Genomic DNA, 20,529 nt, shown 5'->3' on the forward strand with positions numbered 1-20,529 from the left:
TTTCTTCAATAAAATCAACGACTTACGTGTCAGCCTCAAAAATAGGGGAGTCTTGCGAGATATCTATTTTTCCTTTGGATATCAATAGGTTATGGATGTTTTTATCCTGTTCACTGCCGAGTAGGTAGCTCAGAAATTCTTCGTCGCAACATCTTGCATGTGCTCGATGTTCACTGCCGAGTAGGTAGCTCAGAAATTCAGGACATACTCTCCGGTTTCTTGGTCCGGGTTCACTGCCGAGTAGGTAGCTCAGAAATGAAAGTAGTCCAGGCGGGCCTCCCGGACCGGGTTCACTGCCGAGTAGGTAGCTCAGAAACACTGTACATGCAAGGGATGGGGCGCGTCGGCGTTCACTGCCGAGTAGGTAGCTCAGAAAACAGCCGGGTCCCGCTTCAGTTCACTCGTGCAGGTTCACTGCCGAGTAGGTAGCTCAGAAAATCGAGTGATCAGCTGGCAAGGAATCCGGCGCGTTCACTGCCGAGTAGGTAGCTCAGAAAAGCTGCCGCAAGCGGAAGTAGATGAATCCGCCGTTCACTGCCGAGTAGGTAGCTCAGAAAATCCCCGCTTCCCTACCGACCGCCTGGGTCCAGTTCACTGCCGAGTAGGTAGCTCAGAAAGATGAGGTCGATCGGCTGAAGAAAATTGAATTGTTCACTGCCGAGTAGGTAGCTCAGAAAATCGACCAAGTGGATAACGAGGGCTGCGCCCTGTTCACTGCCGAGTAGGTAGCTCAGAAATTGAACGTTGTTTCTCCATCGCAGCCATTGCGGTTCACTGCCGAGTAGGTAGCTCAGAAACACTGCGCCCCCGCGACCGCATTCACGCCGCCGTTCACTGCCGAGTAGGTAGCTCAGAAACTGCTGGCTTCGATTGCCGAGGCGCGATCGATGTTCACTGCCGAGTAGGTAGCTCAGAAAACTTATTCGACGCCGCTGTCGCAGCCTTCGCCGTTCACTGCCGAGTAGGTAGCTCAGAAAAACTCCGCCGCCGACTCTCGCGCATTCGTCGCGTTCACTGCCGAGTAGGTAGCTCAGAAATGGTCGCAGCCGATATTTTCCCAGCCGGCAAGGTTCACTGCCGAGTAGGTAGCTCAGAAAAGAATCCGCCACCGTTTCGTACAGCGAACTGCGTTCACTGCCGAGTAGGTAGCTCAGAAAGATCCAGCACCGGCACAGGGTCGCCAAAGGTGGTTCACTGCCGAGTAGGTAGCTCAGAAAACGTTGAATGTCAGATTTCAGCAGCGCGTGGAGTTCACTGCCGAGTAGGTAGCTCAGAAATTCAAGTACGGGTAGCACAGGCCCGCGCGATCGTTCACTGCCGAGTAGGTAGCTCAGAAATCAAGCGACACCTCCGCGAGGCCGGCGCTGACGTTCACTGCCGAGTAGGTAGCTCAGAAAAGTTGGACCCAGCGCTCAAAATCCGGCAGCTCGTTCACTGCCGAGTAGGTAGCTCAGAAAAAAAAGTACGAGCAAAAGGCCCAGGCCCGGAAGTTCACTGCCGAGTAGGTAGCTCAGAAAACATCCACCGGCTGCTGCTCACAAAGAAGACCGTTCACTGCCGAGTAGGTAGCTCAGAAAGATGCCAGAGAACAGGAAGCCACTGACGTGGAGTTCACTGCCGAGTAGGTAGCTCAGAAAAGCAGCGCACGACAGAACTGGGGCGCGTGCTGGTTCACTGCCGAGTAGGTAGCTCAGAAAATGCACCGAGGGTCCTGGCTTGCACCAGAACGGTTCACTGCCGAGTAGGTAGCTCAGAAGACCTGCCACGCAGCCCACGCCTCCCGCGACGCGTTCACTGCCGAGTAGGTAGCTCAGAAATCCTTCGCCTCCGCCTCCGCCGCCATCGCCTCGTTCACTGCCGAGTAGGTAGCTCAGAAAAGCTCCTGCCTGAACGGATCAATGTCCAGGTCGTTCACTGCCGAGTAGGTAGCTCAGAAAAGCAAAAGATGTTTCGCGGATAGCAGATGCAAGTTCACTGCCGAGTAGGTAGCTCAGAAAAAATGCTGAATAACGCACCCATCCCGCGTAGAGTTCACTGCCGAGTAGGTAGCTCAGAAAACTCCGCATCCGCATCCGCACTACGTCGCAGGTTCACTGCCGAGTAGGTAGCTCAGAAATTCGGGGCCACGTTCCGGAGCCGCGTCGGACCGTTCACTGCCGAGTAGGTAGCTCAGAAAGGCTCCAAGGGCGTCATCAACAACCCCGGAAGGTTCACTGCCGAGTAGGTAGCTCAGAAACAGTACGTCCTGTATGGCCGGAGCCATGTCGCGTTCACTGCCGAGTAGGTAGCTCAGAAATCCTTCGCCTCCGCCTCCGCCGCCATCGCCTCGTTCACTGCCGAGTAGGTAGCTCAGAAAAGCTCCTGCCTGAACGGATCAATGTCCAGGTCGTTCACTGCCGAGTAGGTAGCTCAGAAAAGCAAAAGATGTTTCGCGGATAGCAGATGCAAGTTCACTGCCGAGTAGGTAGCTCAGAAAAAATGCTGAATAACGCACCCATCCCGCGTAGAGTTCACTGCCGAGTAGGTAGCTCAGAAAACTCCGCATCCGCATCCGCATCCGCCCACGCCTCCCACGTTCACTGCCGAGTAGGTAGCTCAGAAATTTACGTAGGGATAGCACAGGCCCACGCGATCGTTCACTGCCGAGTAGGTAGCTCAGAAATGCGCCTGCAGACCACCGGCGAGGCGATGGTCGTTCACTGCCGAGTAGGTAGCTCAGAAACACGTGACCCTGCCGAGATCGACCGTCATTTCGTTCACTGCCGAGTAGGTAGCTCAGAAATTCGCCTCCCACGCCGCATTCGCCGCCGCATCGTTCACTGCCGAGTAGGTAGCTCAGAAAGCGAACTTGTTGCGCAGCACGGACTTGTCGCAGTTCACTGCCGAGTAGGTAGCTCAGAAACACGCCTTCAACGCCTCCGCCGCCTCCGCATCGTTCACTGCCGAGTAGGTAGCTCAGAAATACGACGCAGAGCAACAGCGGAAGCTCATGGAGTTCACTGCCGAGTAGGTAGCTCAGAAACGACCCGGCCGAGGGCGAGAGCCTGACAGACCGTTCACTGCCGAGTAGGTAGCTCAGAAAACTTCGCCAGCAGCCCCTGCGCCTCCCACAGAGTTCACTGCCGAGTAGGTAGCTCAGAAACTGGAGCCGCTGCACGGGCAGCCGGAGTTGATGTTCACTGCCGAGTAGGTAGCTCAGAAACGGACGGATCAATGTCCAGGTCCCCCTGCGCCGTTCACTGCGAGTAGGTAGCTCAGAAATTGGCAACCGGCACACCAGAAAAGCGCGTTGCGTTCACTGCCGAGTAGGTAGCTCAGAAGTGCTCTGTCTGTAACCGGTATTTCAGCGGCAAGTTCACTGCCGAGTAGGTAGCTCAGAAAGATGCGAAGGGCCACAACCCCGCTGCTGACGCGTTCACTGCCGAGTAGGTAGCTCAGAAACGGTCGTTGGCGGTGTCCCACTTGCCCAGCTCGTTCACTGCCGAGTAGGTAGCTCAGAAACTGTAAAGCGCTTGCAAATTTCTTGGCGACGCGTTCACTGCCGAGTAGGTAGCTCAGAAATGGCGGCGCACGATGGCATCGCGCACGCGGGTGTTCACTGCCGAGTAGGTAGCTCAGAAAGGTGTTGATTTGGAACTGCGCCGTGGCGAATGGTTCACTGCCGAGTAGGTAGCTCAGAAACAGGGCAGCGCCCGTCTCCGGCGCATTCGGATGTTCACTGCCGAGTAGGTAGCTCAGAAAAGCCGCGCCCGGCCTTCCGCATACTCCAAATGGTTCACTGCCGAGTAGGTAGCTCAGAAAATCCCCGGCCACGAATGGGACGGATGGATTCGGGTTCACTGCCGAGTAGGTAGCTCAGAAATTATCAACAATATTGGCCTCACATCGGCGAAAAAGCCGTTCGTAGCCTGCCAAAGGTGAACACCGGTATAACCGACTTACGTATCGGATTGCCTTTCGAAAAAGAAGCAGTCAGGCAGGATGGCCGGAGCGATGTAGTCGATGTCCTTGGCCGACACGCCGCAGGCAAGGAAGCCGTCGCGCCAATGCCGGACGACATTGACGAGTTGATCGATTTGCCCGCGCGCCTCTTGCGCTGACAAACCGAAACGCCCCGCCTGCGACAGGAGGTTGTAGATGCTGGCGGTGCGACCGTAGTACCGACGCCTAGGATTCATGGAACATGAGTAAAATCATGCGATCACCAATTGATGACCAGGGGTGTTGCTATGCGCCAGACCGAACTGCACTTGACCAACAAAGACCGCAAAACGGTGGGCAAGATGCGCAGCAAGGGACTGCATCATTCGCGAGAGGTCAACCGTGCGCATGTGCTGTGGTGCTTAGATCAGAACGTTCCGGAGTCCCAGATCATGGCCGTGCTGGGGATAGGGAGGACCACTGTGTGGCGCACACGCTTGGCGTATCTGGAAGGTGGACTAACGTTGGCGCTGTTCGATTTGAAGCGCTCAGGTGGGCCTTGCAAGTACGACACGGACGACGAAGCGCGGGTGGTGGCGCTGGCTTGTTCGGCACCTCCTTCGGGGCGCAACCGCTGGACGCTGATGGAGCTCGAACACGCTATACGCCAAGAGCCTGGCCTCAGTTGCATGGGTCGGGATACCGTGCGACGCATACTAAAAAAAACTACTTGAAACCCTGGCGCAGGGTGATGTGGTGCATCGGCCTGCTGACGCAAGAGTACCGGCGGCGCATGTACAACGTGCTTAGGCTGTACGCCAAGCCGCTGCGGGCAACTGAGCCAGTGATCTGCATCGACGAGAAGAGTCTTCAACTCGTCGAGCACAGCCGTGCACCGCTGCCGATGGATCGGGGCAGTCCTGCCAAGGTGGACTACGAATATGTGCGTAAGGGCACGAGCAATCTGTTTGTGGCTGTCGAACCCAAGGCAGGCAGGCGCGTAGTCACGGTGACTGAACGCCGGTGCAAGGTGGATTTCGTAGCGTTCGTCCAAGAGTTGCTGACGAACAACTACGCCAATGCGCGCCGGGTTCATCTGGTTTTGGACAATCTGAACACACACTTCAGAAAGTCCTTCGAGGACGTGCTGGGCAAGACAGCGGCAGACAAGCTCTTGCGCCGAGTGGACTTTCACTACACCCCCAAACACGCCAGTTGGCTGAACATGGCCGAGGTTGAAATCAGCGTCCTGAGTCGTCAGTGCTTGGACCGACGGATGGGCAGTCGAGAATTTCTGCGAGACGAAGTCGATGCGTGGCAGCAGGCTAGAAACGCTCAGCGGCGAACCATTGAGTGGAAGTTCACGCGGCAGGATGCGGATGAAAAATTGGGACGCCATTATGTTTCATAACTCCTAGGCGTCTGTAGTAGTCGCCAATGGTCAGGGCCAGGTCGCGCCGCTCCAGGCTGAGCACGGGTGCGGGCACGAGGTCGTAGGCCGGAGACAGCCGCCATCCCTTCTGCCTGCGCAGCAGGGCGTGGTTGCGCGGATGGTCATCGTTGTTGGTCACGGCGGCATTGAAGACCATCCGCCTGAAAAGTTCGGCGCAGTCGGCTTCCGGTTTGTCCGACCAGCGGCGCAGGTTATCGGCCATCAACGGGTAGGACCAGCGTTCCCGGTCCAGGTGGCTATCGCCGCAGGCAAGCACGGTCAGGCCACTGACGAGACCGAAACGCAGGTAACCCCCGTCGGTGTAGTCACGATCGAAGCGCTGCAACATCAGCACGTCGCTCGCGCCGACCGTCTCCAGCCGGGCTTGCGCGACGTTCAAACCGGAGCGGCGTGCCAGGTCGAGCGTCGCAAATTCGACCCGCTGCAGATTGAAGCGGTCATCTCTGGCGGGAAACTTGCCGAGCCAGAGACTTTGCGCGTCCTCGATCGTAGCCTTCGGCCGCGCACCGCCCATGCTGGTGCCAGGGTCGATCTGTTCGAGCAGATGGGCGGCCACTGGGCGCCCCGCTTCGATCGCCTGCGTGGCCGCGATCAGCTCGGCCAACTGGTGCGTGCGGTTGTACTGGCGCCTGGGCGCGGGCGGTTCGGCCTTCAGTCCGAAGCTCAGGTACCCTGCCCCGTCTTGCGGTCCATGCAGCAAATAGTCGATTTCCTGGAGGTCAGCCACGCTGCGCTCGAGCCTGTGCTCGATTACGCGCCGTCCCCAGGCGTCGGGGCCAGCGTCTCGAACTGCGCCGGGAATCCCCTTGAGCTGGGTGAACGCGAAGACTTCCTTGGCAAGAGGCAGTTGGAACGGATCGAGTGCAATCGCCTCTCGGCGCTGAAGGTAACGGTCGCCGTAGCGAAACCGCCCTATCTGCGTGCCGTCGGGCAGCGTCTGCACCCTGAGCAGCGCTGCCGGTACCGTTTCCAACGTGCCGGGTAGCTGGACGTAGACGTAGGCTTCCCGCTCAGAAGTCATAGTCGTCGCTTGCCTTTCGGGCCTTGCCCGCCCGCGTGGGGCGGCGGGAAGCTTCGAGCGCCTTGCCGTGGAGATCGCTGTCGGGATCCGCAACAGCGTCCAGCGACCTGTCCAGGCCGAGTGCCCACAGTACCGTGAAGCACACGCCGACCGCCGTACCCGGCTTACCGAGTTCCAGCGCCGCGAGGGTGTTTCGATTGATCCCCACCTTGCTGGCGAGATCGGCGATCGACCAGTCGCGCCGAATCCGCGCCACCCGGATGCGCCGACCCAACTGGGCAAGCTGCTCGGTGGCTTGCAGGGGAATCACGAATTTGCTCATTAAATTAGGCGTTATCTACACTCAACACCCGCCATATTAGGCTTTCTCTACATGGAGTACAAGCCGGACGAAGCGCCGCGCTTACTGAAAGGCCACCTCGGCGAAACTGCGCAGCTTGCGGCTGTGCAGGCGATCCACGCCGCCGTTGCGCAGGATCTCGATCGCGCGCATGCCGATGCGCAGATGCTGGTCCACCCGCTCGCGGTAGAAGTGGTTCGCCATTCCCGGGAGCTTGATCTCGCCGTGCAGCGGCTTGTCGCTCACGCACAGCAGGGTGCCGTAGGGAACGCGAAAGCGAAAGCCGTTCGCCGCGATGGTGGCGCTTTCCATGTCCAGCGCCACGGCGCGGCTCTGGCTGAAGCGGCGCTGGGGCGTGTTGCCGGGCAGCAGTTCCCAGTTGCGGTTGTCGGTGCTGGCCACGGTGCCGGTGCGCATCACGCGCTTGAGGTCGGCGCCGCCGATCTGCGTGACGTCGGCCACGGCCTGCTGTAGCGCCTGCTGGATTTCTGCGAGCGCCGGGATCGGCACCCACAGCGGCAGTTCCTCGTCGAGCACGTGGTCCTCGCGCACGTAGGCATGCGCCAGCACGTAGTCGCCCAACTGCTGGCTGTGGCGCAGGCCCGCGCAGTGGCCGAGCATCATCCAGGCGTGCGGTCGCAGCACGGCGACGTGGTCGGTGATGGTCTTGGCGTTCGCCGGGCCGACGCCGATGTTCACCATGGTGATGCCGCTGTTGTCCTTGCGCACCAGGTGGTAGCCGGGCATTTGCGGCAGGCGCGGCGGGGCCACCCCGAGTTCGTCCCCCGGCTGCGCGGGCAGGTCGAGCCGGCGCGTGACCACGTTTCCGGGCTCGATGAAGGCCCGGTACTCGCTGTCGGGCCGGGCCATTTCGGCGTGGCCCAGGCGCACGAATTCGTCGATGTAGAACTGGTAGTTGGTGAACAGTACGAAGTTCTGGAACCACTCGGGCGCCGTTCCCGTGTAGTGGCGCAGGCGGTGCAGCGAATAGTCCACGCGCGGCGCGGTGAACAGCGCAAGGGGCTGCGCCTCTCCCGGCAGCGCCTGCCAGGTGCCGTTGGCAATGCCGTCGTCCATGGCGGTCAGGTCGGGCAGGTCGAACACGTCGCGCATGAGCGTGCGGCGCCCGGGGCTCAGCGCGCCCTCGATGTGGTCATTCTCGGCAAAGGAGAAGTGGATGGGTATCGGGTGCGTGCTGGTTCCCACTTCGAGTTCCACGCCGTGGCTGGCCCGCAGCAGGCGGAACTGCTCCGCGTAGTAGCGGGCAAACAGGTCCGGCCGGGTCAGGGTGGTTTCGTAGCGCCCGGGGCCGTCCACGAAGCCGTAGGCCAGCTTGCTGTCCGCGCGCGCCACGGTGCTCGTGTGCACGCGCACGAACGGGTAGAAGGCGCGCACCGCGGTGGCGGGCGTCTGACCCGCGACGAAGCGCTGCATGGCCGCGCGCAGATGTTCGATCTGCTGCTGATAGATGCGCTGCACCTGGGCCAGCGCATCGGCCGGGTCGGTGTGGCGCGTGGGGGCGATGAAGTCGGCAATGAGGACCATGCCCCCATTGTCCACAAGCGGCGCATGCCCGGGTCGTCGTGCTGCATGCGCACGGCCATCGTCTGCCGTGCGCGCCTGCCTTGGGCGTCGATGTGCAGTAGCAGCAGTTGATGCGCCGGCTGCAAGGCCACTCCGCCGTGTCGCCACCTTGACAGACGGCGTGGTCCGCAAGGGATGGCCGGGTGTTTGCAATTGAAATCCCCTTCCATGGCGCCAAAAAAGCCATCCGTTGCCCCTACAATTAAAACGCACGATCGTTCTTTTTCCATCCTTCAAAGGAACTACAGCATGAGCGCTGAATACGCGGTCCACGGCCCGGTTGCCGTGATCACCCTGGCCAATCCGCCGGTAAACGGGCTTGGGCTCGCGACCCGGCAGGGCATTGCGGACGGCCTGGCCCGCGCGCAGGCGGACGCGGCGGTCACTGCGATCGTCATCACGGGCGCCGGCAGCGCTTTCTCCGGAGGTGCCGACATCAAGGAATTCGGCACCGGCAAGTCCCTCCAGGAACCCAGTCTGTCGTCCGTGATCGCGGCCATCGAGAACGCGTCCAAGCCCGTCATTGCCGCGCTGCACAGCGTTGCCATGGGCGGCGGGCTGGAACTGGCCCTGGGCTGCCACTACCGCATTGCCGCACCCGGTTGCAGCATCGCGTTTCCCGAGGTCCGGCTGGGCCTGCTGCCGGGCGCGGGCGGAACGCAGCGCCTGCCGCGCGTGGTCGGCGTGGAGGCGGCGCTGAACACGATCGTCAGCGGCGAGACCGTGAAGAGCGAATTCATCGGCGCCATGCCCGGCCAGAAGCTGTTCGACAAGATGTCTGCTTCGGCCGAGTCGCTCGCCGCCGAGGCCCTGGCCCTTGCGCAGAGCGTGGCCGGCGTGCGCCCGCTGCCGCTGGTGCGCAACCTGCCCTGCAAGCACCCTGCGGGCGACGCGTACTTTCAGTTCACGCGCAACATGATCAAGGGCATGGCCGGGAAATTCCCCGCGCCCGCGCGCTGCGTGGACGCGATCGAGGCCGCCACCCGGCGCAGCTTCGACGATGGCGTGCAGGTCGAGCGCGCGATTTTCATCGAGTTGATGTGGACCCCCGAGTCGCGCGCGCTGCGCCATCTGTTCATGGCCGAGCGCGCGGTGTCGAAGATTGCGGACGTGCCGGCCGACACCCCCCGGCGCGAGATCCGGGCCGTGGCCGTGGTCGGCGCCGGCACCATGGGCGGCGGCATTGCCATGAATTTCCTGAACGCGGGAATCCCCGTGAAGATTCTGGAAACCCGCCAGGAGGCGCTCGATCGCGGCATGGCCACGATGCGCAAGAACTACGAGGCGCAGGTCAAAAAGGGCAAGCTCACGCAGGAACAGTACACGCAGCGCATGGCGCTGCTGTCGCCCACGCTCGACTACGCCGATCTCAAGGACGCCGACCTGTTCATCGAGGCGGTGTTCGAGGAAATGGGCGTCAAGGAGGCCGTGTTCCGGCAACTCGACGCCGTCGCCAAGCCCGGCGCGATCCTGGCGTCGAACACCTCCACGCTGGACGTGGACCGGATAGCCGCCTGCACCCGGCGCCCGCAGGATGTGCTCGGAATGCATTTCTTCAGCCCGGCAAACGTGATGAAGCTGCTCGAGGTGGTGCGCGGCAAGCAAACCGCCAAGGACGTGCTGGCGACGGTGATGGCGCTGGGCAAGCGGATCAAAAAAACCTGCGTGCTCTCGGGGGTGTGCGATGGCTTCATCGGCAACCGCATGCTCGAGCAGTACGTGCGCCAGGCCGGTTTTCTGCTCGACGAGGGCTGCACGCCCCAGCAGGTGGACCAGGCCATGGAGAGTTTCGGCTTTGCCATGGGGCCGTTTCGCGTGAGCGATCTGGCGGGCAACGACATCGGCTGGGCAATCCGCAAGCGCCGCGCCGTCGAACGTGCCGAAATGAAGTACAGCCGCACGGCGGACAAGCTCTGCGAACTCGGCCGCTTTGGCCAGAAAACCGGCGCCGGCTGGTACGACTACCAGGCCGGTAAGCGCGACGCGATCCCGAGCGCCTTGGTCGAAAAGCTGATTGAGGACCACCGCAAGGAGTTGGGAATCACGCCGCGCAGGATTGCCGAAGAGGAAATCGTGCAGCGCCTGGTGTTCGCGCTGGTCAACGAAGGCGCGCACATTCTGGAGGACGGCATTGCCAGCAAGTCCAGCGACATCGACATGGTGTACATCACCGGCTATGGCTTCCCGCTGCACCGCGGCGGCCCCATGCACTACGCCGGCGAACTGGGTCTGTTCAACGTGGTGCAGGCCATGGAGCGCTTTGCCAAAAACCCGCTGGACGACGCCGCGTTCTGGAAGCCCGCGCCCTTGCTCGCCAAGCTGGCGGCGCAAGGCAAGGTGTTCGACTGACCGATGCAAGGCCGCACCGGGCCACCGTCGGTGCGCTCACCCACCCCTGAAAGGATTTCCCCATGACCCGCGCAGTGATCGTTTCCACCGCCCGCACCCCGCTTGCCAAGAGCTGGAAAGGCGCCTTCAACATGACCCATGGCGCCACGCTCGGCGGCCACGCCGTGCAGCATGCCGTGCAGCGCGCGGGAATAGCCGCAGCCGAGGTGGAGGACGTCCTCATGGGCTGCGCCACGCCCGAGGGCGCGACGGGCGCGAACATCGCGCGCCAGATCGCGCTCCGGGCGGGCCTGCCGGTCAGCACCGCGGGAGTCACCGTGAACCGGTTTTGCTCCTCCGGCCTGCAAACCATTGCGCTGGCGGCGCAGCGCATCATCACGGGCGAGGCCGAGGTGTTCGTCGCCGGCGGGGTGGAGAGCATCTCCTGCGTCCAGCAGGAGGTGAACCAGCACATGATTCAGGACCCGGCGCTGGCCCGGCAAAAGCCCGAGATCTACTGGAGCATGCTGCAGACTGCCGAGCAGGTCGCCAAGCGCTACCAGATCGGCCGCGAGGCCATGGACGAATACGGCGCCGCGAGCCAGCAAAAGGCCTGCGCGGCGCAGGCCGCTGGCCGGTTCGACGCGGAAATCGCCCCCATCACCGTGACCGCCGGCGTGCTGGACGAGGCGGCGGGCCTGGTCACCCGCAAGCTCACGGTGAGCCGTGACGAGGGCCTGCGCGAGGGCACGACGGCAGCGGCCCTTGCCGGCATCCGCCCCGCGCTGCCCGGTGGACTGATCGCGGCCGGAAACGCCAGCCAGTTCTCCGACGGCGCCGGTGCCTGCGTGCTGACCAGCGAGGAATACGCGAGCAAAAAGGGCCTTCAGCCCCTGGGCCGCTTCCTGGGCTTTGCCGTGGTCGGCTGCGAGCCCGACGAAATGGGCATAGGCCCCGTGTTCGCCGTACCCAAGGTGCTCGGCAAGCTGGGCCTGACCGTTGACGACATCGACCTGTGGGAGCTCAACGAAGCCTTTGCCGTGCAGGTGCTCTACTGCCGCGACCGGCTGGGAATTCCCGCAGACCGCCTGAACGTCAACGGCGGCGCGATCGCCGTCGGCCACCCCTACGGCGTATCGGGCCAGCGCCTCACGGGGCACGCGCTCATCGAAGGCCGGCGCCGCGGCGCGAAACGCGTGTGCGTGACCATGTGCATAGGCGGTGGAATGGGCGCAGCGGGCGTCTTTGAGGTGCTCTGAGTTGGAGGCGGCGGGGGGCCCCTGCCCCCTGCCAACCGCGCTGCGCCAAGCCGTTGCACGGCTTTCCGGATGGGCTACGGTGGCGCAACCATACCGCGCCATTAAAGCCGCATATATGTTGCCTTAAACAGGCTCCTTGGCTAATATATGCGCTGTTATGAGTGCAAAAACCATCCCATCCCTGCGTGCAGGGGCCGAGCTTTCCAAACTGGGCAATGACATCGCCATCGCACGGAAACGCCGCCGCTTCACGCAACAGCGTTTGGCCGAGGGGGCCGGTGCCCATGTTGCAACCATCCGCCGTCTGGAAAAAGGGGATCCCGGCGTGTCCCTGGGTGTGCTTGCGATGGTGCTCATGACGCTCGGGGAGAGCGACCGAATTGCCAACTTGCTGGACATTGCCAAAGACGACGTCGGGCTTGTCCTCAGCGTGAACGATCTACCTCAGCGCATCCGGCCAAAGCGGCAACGCAAAGCGGTGGCGGGGTCGCAGGATGTGCCAGAGAGGCATTCGGATCGTTCTGAACCGGAGGCATTCTGATGGGGCAAAAGATTCTCCAGGTTTGCCTGGGTGAAGCGGGGTTGGAGGTTGGCACACTGTGGTTCGAGTCGGCTGCAGGCCGCGAGCATTCCAGTTTTCAATACGATCCGGCATGGCTTGAGCATCCCCGGAGTTTTGCCATTGCGCCGCTGTTGCCGTTGGAGGCCGACAGAAGGTTCTTCAAAAGCCGGAACGAACAAACCTCTTCATTGCCGTTGCCGATTGCAGATACCACACCTGACTCTTGGGGACGGAGCATCCTTCGGAAGGATGTCCGTTTCAATCGAAGAGAAAGCGGGCCACTTACCGAGATGGATTTCTTGACGGCGGTGGATGATTTCAGTCGAATGGGCGCTCTGCGTTTTCGGGAAGTCGGCGATGCCCAGCCATTTCTTGCCGCCGGGTACGGTGGACGGCACTTGATTCCGCCATTGTTGCATCTGGATCAACTGGGTCAGGCAATTGCCAGTGCGCAGAGCGACGAACCGGACATGGTTGCGTTGCGCCGGCTTCGACAAGTAGGCACTACACTGGGGGGCGCCCGTCCCAAATGCTCCATCATTGACACGGATGGCAGTTTGGCTGTCGCAAAGTTCACGTCAAGGTACGACACGCATGCGGTCGAGAGGGCCGAGGTACTGACACTGAAATTGGCGCGCATATGCGGACTCGATGTGCCCAAGGCACGCATCGAGATGAGCGACGGCTTGCCCGTGGCGATCATCCAGCGCTTCGACCGCTCGGATAAAGGCCGCATTCCTTTTATCTCGGCCCAGACCATGCTCGATGCTCCAACTGCGACCGGGGGCACGTATGTGAGTCTGGCTGACACCATCCGCCAGCACACCGCGTCTCCCCACGAGGAAATGCACGCGCTTTTTCGGCGTGTGAGCTTCAGCATTCTTGTCTCAAATGTTGACGATCACTTGAAGAATCACGGCTTCCTGTATGCCGGTAATGGGAAATGGCGGCTATCGCCTGCTTTCGATGTCAACCCTGCCCCTGAGCGGTTTCGCGAACTCAAGACAGCCATCGCTGATCCGGCGGATCCAAGCTCCTCTATCGCGTTGCTGATGGATCATTCATTCTGTTTCGAGATCGATCCGGATAAAGCGGCCCAAATTGTGGGATCCATGGCCAAAACGATTCAGATGAACTGGCGCGTGCTGGCACACGAGGCAGGCATGAGCCGGGCAGAGGTTGGGGATTACCGCTTGGCGTTTGAACATGAAGAGGCGAAATACGCCGCGCGTGCGGTGGCGCCGACTGTCGTTGCGCCGGGCTTGGAACCACAGGCAGCAGATACCGCAAAAGGTAGCATGCAGCGCCAACCCCGCAAAGACATCGCCGCAGCCACGCCGCAAGCGCAATCCGACAACGTGGCGGACGGCTTCGATCCATCCCCATGAATGGGAATGGATGTGCAATCGTAACTACTCAGCCCCCGGACCCACGGCCCAGCCGATCAACCAAAGCGAGGCTGGACCGGAGAGTCCTCCTTCGCGCGCGGGCCGTACTTGTGCAATGACTTGGGCTGGGGCTTGTTGAACCCATCACTGGAGGGTGGCTTGCTGGAGTTGCAGTTGTTCAGATTGAGCCGCGCTTGCAGTTCGTTGATCTGCGCCGTCAGCAACTGAACACCGCCGCATTGGACGAAGCGCTGTTCCAGAACCTGCCCGCGGGCCGCTACAGATTCCGCGCACGCGCGGCAAACCACCAGGATGCGAGCGGACGGCTGCTCAGCAAACCCGGAATCACGGTCAACCAGCCGGTCTTCCTGAACTACAACGCGATCAACGTCGAATGGAGCGTGCGCGGAATCACGATCCAGGACCACTACGAGGTGACGCTCAACGCCACCTTTAATTCCTGGTGGAACTGTCGGTAACACTGCAAGCCAAACAACGCATCACGATCCCATACCGCGTCATTGCCCTGCAATCACTGGACACAGCGGCGGGCAGCGGCAACGCGTCGGGCGGCGGGTGCGACAACTACAGCAACACCCTGAACGTTCGGGTGCGGGAGCGGGCTCGGGCGGGTTTGGGGGAGGCAGCGGCAGCAGCACGCCGATCAAGATGAAGGGCAGGCGGTGCGTATACGTGGCCACGGGAGGAATGCAGTGCAACTGAACAACACGCAGGCGAAAAAGATGCAAGAAACCCTGCTGACTTGGATCGAAGCGCTAAAACGCAGCAGCAGGGCTGTGCTGCTGGTGCTCGCGACAGCGGTCCTGCTGCCCGCGCAGGCGCAGTCCATGGCAGCGGCGCAGGTCACACTGCCCAACGGCTACCTGAATCTGCGCTCAAACGATTTGGTCGTCAGCAGCGCAATGGGCCCCATGCGCTGGACCCAGGAATGGGACGGCCATGAATGGCGCTTCAACCCGCAATGGGAAAGCCTTTCGCAGAATTGGAAAAACCTCACGGGGAGCAGCAGCGCCAGCGCCGGGATCGGCGCCACCACCAGCACGGGAGACTCCGGATGCTGGGTCTGGGTTGACGATGACTGGCAGCCCTCGCTGCAAATGACCGTCGGCGGTGGCGTTGTCATGGTTGACGGCGTCGCACAAGCCAACCCCATGGTGGCCAAACGCAGCACCCCCTTCAACCGCAAGATCAGCGACGGCAGTTCCGCCGACTATCCAGCGCCCCAACGGGTCAGCCTCGACTACGCCGCACTGTGCCCCGGAACCAAGGCCCAGTTTGTGGATACGGAAGCCATCCGGCTCGGCAACCAACTCTTCATGGGCGACGCCGGGCGCTATACATTCGACAATCGATCCGTTCTGGAAAAACGCCCGATCCAACAGCTTCCGGCCGCCTCGACGACAGCAAGCCACACCCGTGAGGACTCCACCCGCACGCCCCCTGCACCCCCGGCACCCGAGAGCACCGCCAAAGGCTTTCGCTGGAGCAAGAGAAACGGCGACTGGATGGACTACGACGCCCAAGGCCAGGGCGTGGCCTTTGGCGACCGCAACGGCAACACCATCTGGCTGCAGCGCGACGCCCAGGGCCGGCTGCTGAGCACGGTCGATGACAGCGGCCATACCCTGCTGAGCTTTCACTACACGGGCGAACTGCTCACCGAAGTAAAAGACTACCCCCTGGCCACCGTGGCGGGCGATCTGCCATCGCGCTCGATCAAGTACCAGTACGACGAAAAAAACCGCCTGACCCAAATCACGGACCCGCGCGGCAACACCATCCAATACGCCTACGATGCGGCTAACCGCCTGATCCGGATCACGGACCAAGAGGGTCGAACAGAGCGCATCGTCTATGAGGGCGATACCATCAAGCAACGCATTGCACCCGACGGCGGAGTCACCGACTACGAATTCGACTACGACGACGTGAACAAACAGTTCATCAGCAAGATCACCGGTCCCGAGACCGCCGCAGGCAGGCGGGTGCAGGACTACACGCACAACCGGCAGGGCCAGTTGGTGCGATACACGGTCAACGGCCGCACCGAAACGGAAATCCGCTACGACACCGGCTACCGGGCCGAAACCCGAACCAATGCGCGCGGCTTTGCGACCAAAACCACGAAGAACGAGTTCGAGCAGATCGTGGAAACCCAATACCCCGATGGCAGCAAGCAGAAAACGGTGTACTCCGCGCTGCACATGGGAATCACGGAGGAAATTGATGAACTGGGCGTCAAGACAAAGTACGAATACGACGCCAAAGGCAATTTGCTCAAGACCGTACAGGCTGCGGGCACCGCCGAGGAGCGGACCACGGAGTACCAAGTCAACGCCCGGGGGCAGACGATCCGCGTGACACGCAAGGGCAGGACGGAGAGCAATGGCAGCGTGACACCAGACGCCATATGGCAACTCGCCTATGACGCCCAAGGAAAAACCAGCCAAATCATCGACCCCGAGGGGAACACGCGCAGCTACGTATTCAACCGCATGGGCGCGCTGGTCAAGTACACCGATCCCCTGGGGAACGCAACGACCTATGAAACCGACGCCACGGGCAATCTCACAAAGATCACCAACCCCCTCGGTCATGTGCGCACCTTCCGCTACGACAAAAGCGGCAACCAACTCAGCAGCATCGACGCCAAAGGCAAGGCCACCCTGATGGCCTATGACAGGATGAACCGGCGCGTACAAACCACCAACCCCGTTGGCGGCGAGTACAAGTGGCGCTACGATGCGCAGGGATTGGTGATTGGCGAAACCGATGAAGATGGCAGGGCCATCAGCGCAGAGTACGATCTCTTCCAGCACTTGATCCGGGCGTCGGACACCTTGGGCAATATCACCAGTTACAGCGATCAGATCGCCGATGGCAGCGCCACAGGCCAGTTGGGCAGCTTGCTGGACCCCACTGAAGTCCGGTACCCGAGCTTCACGCAGCAAATGCGGTACGACGCAAGCGAGCGACCCACCAGCGAAACCCTGGTCTATACCAACAGCAGCGGCACGCAAACCGTGACCCGCAGCAGAAAAACCTACGACGCGCGCGGGCAACTCAAAAGCGAAACCGACGCCAACGGCAAGGTCCGAAGCTATGCCTACGACGCATTCGGCCAGACGGTCGAATCCGTCGATGCCCTGGGCGGAAAAGCGCAGGCCCGTTATGACGCGCGCGGCAACCTCATTGAAGCAAAGGACGCCGAAGGCAACACCACCGGCTTCACCTACGACCTCAACGACCGCCTGACCAGCGAAACCTTGGCCGAAGGACAGGTCACGCACTACAGCTACGACGGCGCAGGCAGGCTCACGGAACGCATTGACCCGGCCGGCACCAAGAAGCGCTACAGCTACGACGCCGCCAGCCGCGTCACCCAAATACAACAGATCCGGGATACCACCGTCGTACGCACCGTCTCCCAAACCTGGGACGCCGAAAACAATCTCACCGCCTGGAGCGACACCGACCCCACGCGCCCCACAGGCCAGCAAACCACCAGCGCCGTCCTGACCTACGACGACGCAGGTCGCAAAACCAGCGAAACCCTGAGTTATCCCAATCCCGCAGGCGGCAGTTACAGTTTGGCTTACGCCTACCAATATAGCCAGGCAGGAGAAAAAACCAAACTGACCTGGGCTGATGGCACGGAAATCAGCTACGGCTACAGCGCGCACGGCGAACTCGAATCGATCAGCATCCCGGGCGAAGGCAGCATCAGCGTGAACCAGTTCAAATGGATCGTCCCCGCCAAGCTCACTCTGCCCGGAGGCAGCACACAGGAAAAAACCTGGGACGGGTTGTTTAGCTTGGAGGCGCTCAAGAGTCGAACTCCGGGCCAACAAATCACCCTGAACCTTGTCAATGGCTACGGCAAACAGGGCGAGATGAAAACTGCCAATCGCACAGACACTGCCAACGGCATCAGCAACGCCCGAGCCAGCAGCTATGACTACGATGACGAATTGCGCCTGACTCGTGTGGTTACTGATACCGGTGGCTTGTTTGGGCGTGACACCGAAACCTTCGGCCTTGATGGGCTGGCGAATCGGATCACGCACAGCCGCACAGGCAATGGGGCTTGGAAATATGACAAAAATCACCGCCTGCTACAGCGTCCCGGCGGAATTGGCACGGTCAGCTATGCTTATGACGCCAACGGCAACCAGACGCAAAAGACGGAAGGAACGACAACGACCCGTTACCACTACGACAGCGACAACCGCCTGATCGAGGTGAAAAATGGAGACGGAAACACCATATCCCGTTACGGCTACGACCCGATGAATCGGCGCATCTGGAAAGAACAGTACCGGGACAAGGCAGGACAGCCGCTGATACCGGCGTTGCGCACATACTTCCTGTACGCCGACGAAGGCATGGTTGCAGAGGCCACACAGGCAATAGCAATCGACGCCAATCAACAGATCAGTGCCAGCCAAGCCCCGGAAATCACAACGCAGTATGGCCTCAAGCCTGATAGTGCGTTCATGACCGGCGTGTTGTTTGTCAAGACCAAGAACGGCCATGGCGATGATGTCTTCGCTTATTACCATGTTGATCATCTTGGAGCCCCACTGCAGGCGACGGACAAGGCAGGCAATGTGCTATGGGCCGCCAACTACAACGCATTTGGACGGGCAGATATAATGACACCGCGCGCTGCGGATGGTAATTTCAGAATCAATTCATGGCCAAGACTTCCTGGGCAATACGAGGATGTGGAAACGGGGTTGTACTATAATTTTCACAGATACTACGATCCAGATACGGGGAGATATATTCAGAGTGATCCGATCGGACTGGCTGGTGGGTGGAGTCGGTTTGCATACGTCAACGGAAGCCCGTTGATATACATTGATCCTTATGGCTTGTTCGGATTGGCTGACATGCCCACAGCACCCGATTGGGTGGTGAATGGTGTTGCAGGATTCGGTGACACATATTCTTTTCGCATAGCGTACGTCGTGCGCTACGTTATGGACACGAACGGCTCTGTGGACCGGTGCTCCAATGCCTACAGCAATGGCAAATGGAGCGCGCTGGGTATGAGTGTGTTTTTTGGAGGGGCCCACCTGGGAAGAAATGCCGTGAACCAAATGGGTCAGGGCGGTCTTGGGAGAGGCATTGGCCGTTTGTTCTCCGATGAGCGTAGATGGAACAGCGTGCGCGATACATGGAGTACTGCGGCGGGCAATGGTGAACGGTGGCTGGCAAAAAATAATGTGAGTTTGCACCACTGGCTGTACCCTCAGCGGTCCAAGCCAATTCATGCCGGGTATAATTACATGCCCATCTCTGCGGAACTCAATAGCTGGATGAATGGTTCGACAGTGAGCAGAATAATCGTGGAGTACGGGTTCACTGGCATTGTGATAAGTATCTACGGTGGACCGATTTTGGATGCCATGATCGGTGACGATTGTACATGTGAGAAGTAAGTATCATGAAACTTCAAACGCGCATGAACTTCTAGAAGTTAGATTTCCGATATAGAATTTAGAGAATTGTATTCTTGTTGCTGGTGGTCATCGGCACCTTCATTTTCGATGCGTTGTGACTTGCAAAACTCAGTGGTGCGGCAGCCGAATTCATAGCCTTCCGGGACGGGACGGGCGGACGGGACGGACGCAGCCAGCGACATCGGTTAAAAGCGGACTTGTGTATAATAAAATTCGTTCACACTCTTCCTCAAGCTGGCTGAAAACGGATATACCAGTTCAATGAGCAGCATTGCGGTCATATACAGTGCAGGGAATGGTGTTGGTCTGGATTTTGAAAAAATCCATCGAATGGGATGAAAAAGCAATCGAGGCAATCAGCTCTCATGAAAGTGATCTATGAACAAGGCTACTTATTTACATTGCAATTGGAATAGATACTGCGATCCTACGGTTGCAGGATGAATGGATCGACGTGGGACTGAGCCGTCGTGGAGTACGGATTTAGTATCGTCATAATAAGCATCTACGGTGGACCGATTGTGGCTGCCATGATCCGTGACGACTGTACATACCGGGAGTGACCATCATGAAACTCGAAACGCTCATCAAGCGGTCACAGTCCCTAATTCGAAGTGGAATCAAGATTACTGGATTCTCTCTGCTGGTGGTCATTGGCGCCTACATTTTCGAAGTGTTTTGGCTCGCAAAACTCGCTTGTGTGGCTGCCGGATACGGAGTGCTCTCGACGCTCCCTATCTACTGGATTTTTCGTCAAATCATATTTTCGGCTCATCTATCGATGCTTGAGAAAACCATCTTTAATGCGGTCCACGAAAAGCTGCAGCCACGCGAAGCCGAACTGTGGAATAAACAGGTCGCAGCCATCAACAAGATCGCTATCGATCCAGAAGAGTCTGAAGTTAACTTCTTCGTGATGCGGGATGGAAAGCCGGATTTTCCTCCGGAATTATGTTTTACAAAACGCAGAAAAATTAAAATCGCAGATTTCGACATCGAGGCCAAGACAGGTACCGCAAAGTTACGTGGATGTGTTTGGTGCATGAAGGGTTATGTGTTCTCAATTGAATACAGAAACAATATTTCCGAATTCGAGCGTGCGGCGCAAGATAAATGGCATGTTGTTCGCTGCCAGATCGTCAATTATCCTGCTTGAATAAAAATAACTGAATGAATGTTTCAAT

General features: G+C 59.9%; 14 protein-coding genes and 2 CRISPR repeat arrays. Of the genes, 9 read left to right on the plus strand and 5 right to left on the minus strand.

All coding sequences use genetic code 11. The features are described from left to right. Positions 1 to 108: 108 nt before the first annotated feature. A CRISPR array of direct repeats spans positions 109 to 3,203; the repeat unit is 28 nt; unit sequence GTTCACTGCCGAGTAGGTAGCTCAGAAA. A 90-nt stretch (positions 3,204 to 3,293) separates the two neighbouring features. After that, positions 3,294 to 3,862: a CRISPR direct-repeat array (repeat unit 28 nt; unit sequence GTTCACTGCCGAGTAGGTAGCTCAGAAA). Positions 3,863 to 3,938: 76 nt separating this feature from the next. Then, the gene (locus D5041_RS18155) at positions 3,939 to 4,178 is read right to left on the minus strand and encodes a hypothetical protein (protein ID WP_265285413.1); all 240 of its coding nucleotides are present in this window, start codon (positions 4,176 to 4,178) and stop codon (positions 3,939 to 3,941) included. Between the two features lie 51 nt (positions 4,179 to 4,229). On the opposite strand from D5041_RS18155, the gene D5041_RS18160 reads away from it, so the two are divergent. Together D5041_RS18160 and D5041_RS18165 are read left to right on the plus strand one after the other, a co-directional pair. Further along, positions 4,230 to 4,655, plus strand: coding sequence for a helix-turn-helix domain-containing protein (locus D5041_RS18160; RefSeq protein ID WP_265256950.1), 426 nt, complete (start codon positions 4,230 to 4,232; stop codon positions 4,653 to 4,655). After that, positions 4,652 to 5,332, plus strand: coding sequence for an IS630 family transposase (locus tag D5041_RS18165; RefSeq protein WP_265284006.1), 681 nt, complete (start codon positions 4,652 to 4,654; stop codon positions 5,330 to 5,332). Before D5041_RS18160 ends, D5041_RS18165 begins: the two co-directional genes overlap by 4 nt. On the opposite strand, the gene D5041_RS18170 is transcribed toward D5041_RS18165, so the two are convergent. The 3 genes from D5041_RS18170 to D5041_RS18180 all read right to left on the minus strand — a co-directional run bounded on the left by D5041_RS18170 (position 5,283) and on the right by D5041_RS18180 (position 8,280). Beyond that, positions 5,283 to 6,395 (minus strand): type II toxin-antitoxin system HipA family toxin, encoded by a 1,113-nt coding sequence (locus D5041_RS18170; RefSeq protein WP_265285414.1) that lies wholly within the window; start codon positions 6,393 to 6,395, stop codon positions 5,283 to 5,285. The two genes, D5041_RS18165 and D5041_RS18170, sit on opposite strands and share 50 nt — an antisense overlap. Then, on the minus strand, positions 6,385 to 6,717 hold the full coding sequence (locus D5041_RS18175; RefSeq protein WP_010107607.1) for a helix-turn-helix domain-containing protein: 333 nt from the start codon (positions 6,715 to 6,717) through the stop codon (positions 6,385 to 6,387). Before D5041_RS18175 ends, D5041_RS18170 begins: the two co-directional genes overlap by 11 nt. Positions 6,718 to 6,798: 81 nt before the next feature. Next, a complete protein-coding gene (locus D5041_RS18180; RefSeq protein WP_010107609.1) occupies positions 6,799 to 8,280 on the minus strand; it encodes an AMP nucleosidase in 1,482 nt (493 codons plus the stop codon). 288 nt (positions 8,281 to 8,568) lie between these two features. On the opposite strand from D5041_RS18180, the gene D5041_RS18185 reads away from it, so the two are divergent. The 4 genes from D5041_RS18185 (at position 8,569) to D5041_RS18200 (ending at position 13,856) form a co-directional block, all read left to right on the plus strand. Further along, a complete protein-coding gene (locus D5041_RS18185) occupies positions 8,569 to 10,668 on the plus strand; it encodes a 3-hydroxyacyl-CoA dehydrogenase NAD-binding domain-containing protein (RefSeq protein ID WP_265285415.1) in 2,100 nt (699 codons plus the stop codon). A gap of 62 nt (positions 10,669 to 10,730) precedes the next feature. Further along, a complete protein-coding gene (locus D5041_RS18190) occupies positions 10,731 to 11,906 on the plus strand; it encodes an acetyl-CoA C-acyltransferase (protein ID WP_010107614.1) in 1,176 nt (391 codons plus the stop codon). Between the two features lie 157 nt (positions 11,907 to 12,063). Continuing rightward, entirely contained in the window at positions 12,064 to 12,447 is a 384-nt protein-coding gene (locus D5041_RS18195) for a helix-turn-helix transcriptional regulator (RefSeq protein WP_010107617.1), read from the plus strand. After that, positions 12,447 to 13,856 (plus strand): type II toxin-antitoxin system HipA family toxin, encoded by a 1,410-nt coding sequence (locus D5041_RS18200; RefSeq protein ID WP_265285416.1) that lies wholly within the window; start codon positions 12,447 to 12,449, stop codon positions 13,854 to 13,856. Before D5041_RS18195 ends, D5041_RS18200 begins: the two co-directional genes overlap by 1 nt. A 56-nt stretch (positions 13,857 to 13,912) precedes the next feature. Here the strand turns inward: D5041_RS18200 and D5041_RS22200 are convergent, their stop codons facing one another. Continuing rightward, entirely contained in the window at positions 13,913 to 14,164 is a 252-nt protein-coding gene (locus D5041_RS22200; RefSeq protein WP_407702323.1) for a DUF6444 domain-containing protein, read from the minus strand. Between D5041_RS22200 and D5041_RS18210 the strand changes: the two genes are divergently transcribed. From D5041_RS18210 to D5041_RS18220, 3 genes are all read left to right on the plus strand, one after another. After that, positions 14,051 to 14,335: a hypothetical protein gene (locus D5041_RS18210; RefSeq protein WP_010107622.1), complete on the plus strand. Its 285-nt coding sequence runs from the start codon at positions 14,051 to 14,053 to the stop codon at positions 14,333 to 14,335. The genes D5041_RS22200 and D5041_RS18210 overlap by 114 nt on opposite strands. A 234-nt stretch (positions 14,336 to 14,569) precedes the next feature. Continuing rightward, positions 14,570 to 19,324, plus strand: coding sequence for an RHS repeat-associated core domain-containing protein (locus tag D5041_RS18215; protein WP_265310910.1), 4,755 nt, complete (start codon positions 14,570 to 14,572; stop codon positions 19,322 to 19,324). 589 nt (positions 19,325 to 19,913) lie between these two features. Then, entirely contained in the window at positions 19,914 to 20,501 is a 588-nt protein-coding gene (locus D5041_RS18220; protein WP_265285417.1) for a hypothetical protein, read from the plus strand. Positions 20,502 to 20,529: the final 28 nt, after the last annotated feature.

Source organism: Verminephrobacter aporrectodeae subsp. tuberculatae (assembly GCF_026127385.1).
In the GTDB taxonomy this organism is placed as follows: Bacteria; Pseudomonadota; Gammaproteobacteria; order Burkholderiales; family Burkholderiaceae_C; genus Acidovorax; species Acidovorax aporrectodeae.

Coding starts and splice junctions, on each gene's coding strand:
- D5041_RS18200 (WP_265285416.1), top strand. CDS start 12,447: ATGGGGCAAAAGATTCTCCAGGTTTGCCTGGGTGAAGCGGGGTTGGAG.
- D5041_RS18155 (WP_265285413.1), bottom strand. CDS start 4,178: ATGAATCCTAGGCGTCGGTACTACGGTCGCACCGCCAGCATCTACAAC.
- D5041_RS18190 (WP_010107614.1), top strand. CDS start 10,731: ATGACCCGCGCAGTGATCGTTTCCACCGCCCGCACCCCGCTTGCCAAG.
- D5041_RS18220 (WP_265285417.1), top strand. CDS start 19,914: ATGAAACTCGAAACGCTCATCAAGCGGTCACAGTCCCTAATTCGAAGT.
- D5041_RS18185 (WP_265285415.1), top strand. CDS start 8,569: ATGAGCGCTGAATACGCGGTCCACGGCCCGGTTGCCGTGATCACCCTG.
- D5041_RS18180 (WP_010107609.1), bottom strand. CDS start 8,280: ATGGTCCTCATTGCCGACTTCATCGCCCCCACGCGCCACACCGACCCG.
- D5041_RS18175 (WP_010107607.1), bottom strand. CDS start 6,717: ATGAGCAAATTCGTGATTCCCCTGCAAGCCACCGAGCAGCTTGCCCAG.
- D5041_RS18195 (WP_010107617.1), top strand. CDS start 12,064: ATGAGTGCAAAAACCATCCCATCCCTGCGTGCAGGGGCCGAGCTTTCC.
- D5041_RS18160 (WP_265256950.1), top strand. CDS start 4,230: ATGCGCCAGACCGAACTGCACTTGACCAACAAAGACCGCAAAACGGTG.
- D5041_RS18170 (WP_265285414.1), bottom strand. CDS start 6,395: ATGACTTCTGAGCGGGAAGCCTACGTCTACGTCCAGCTACCCGGCACG.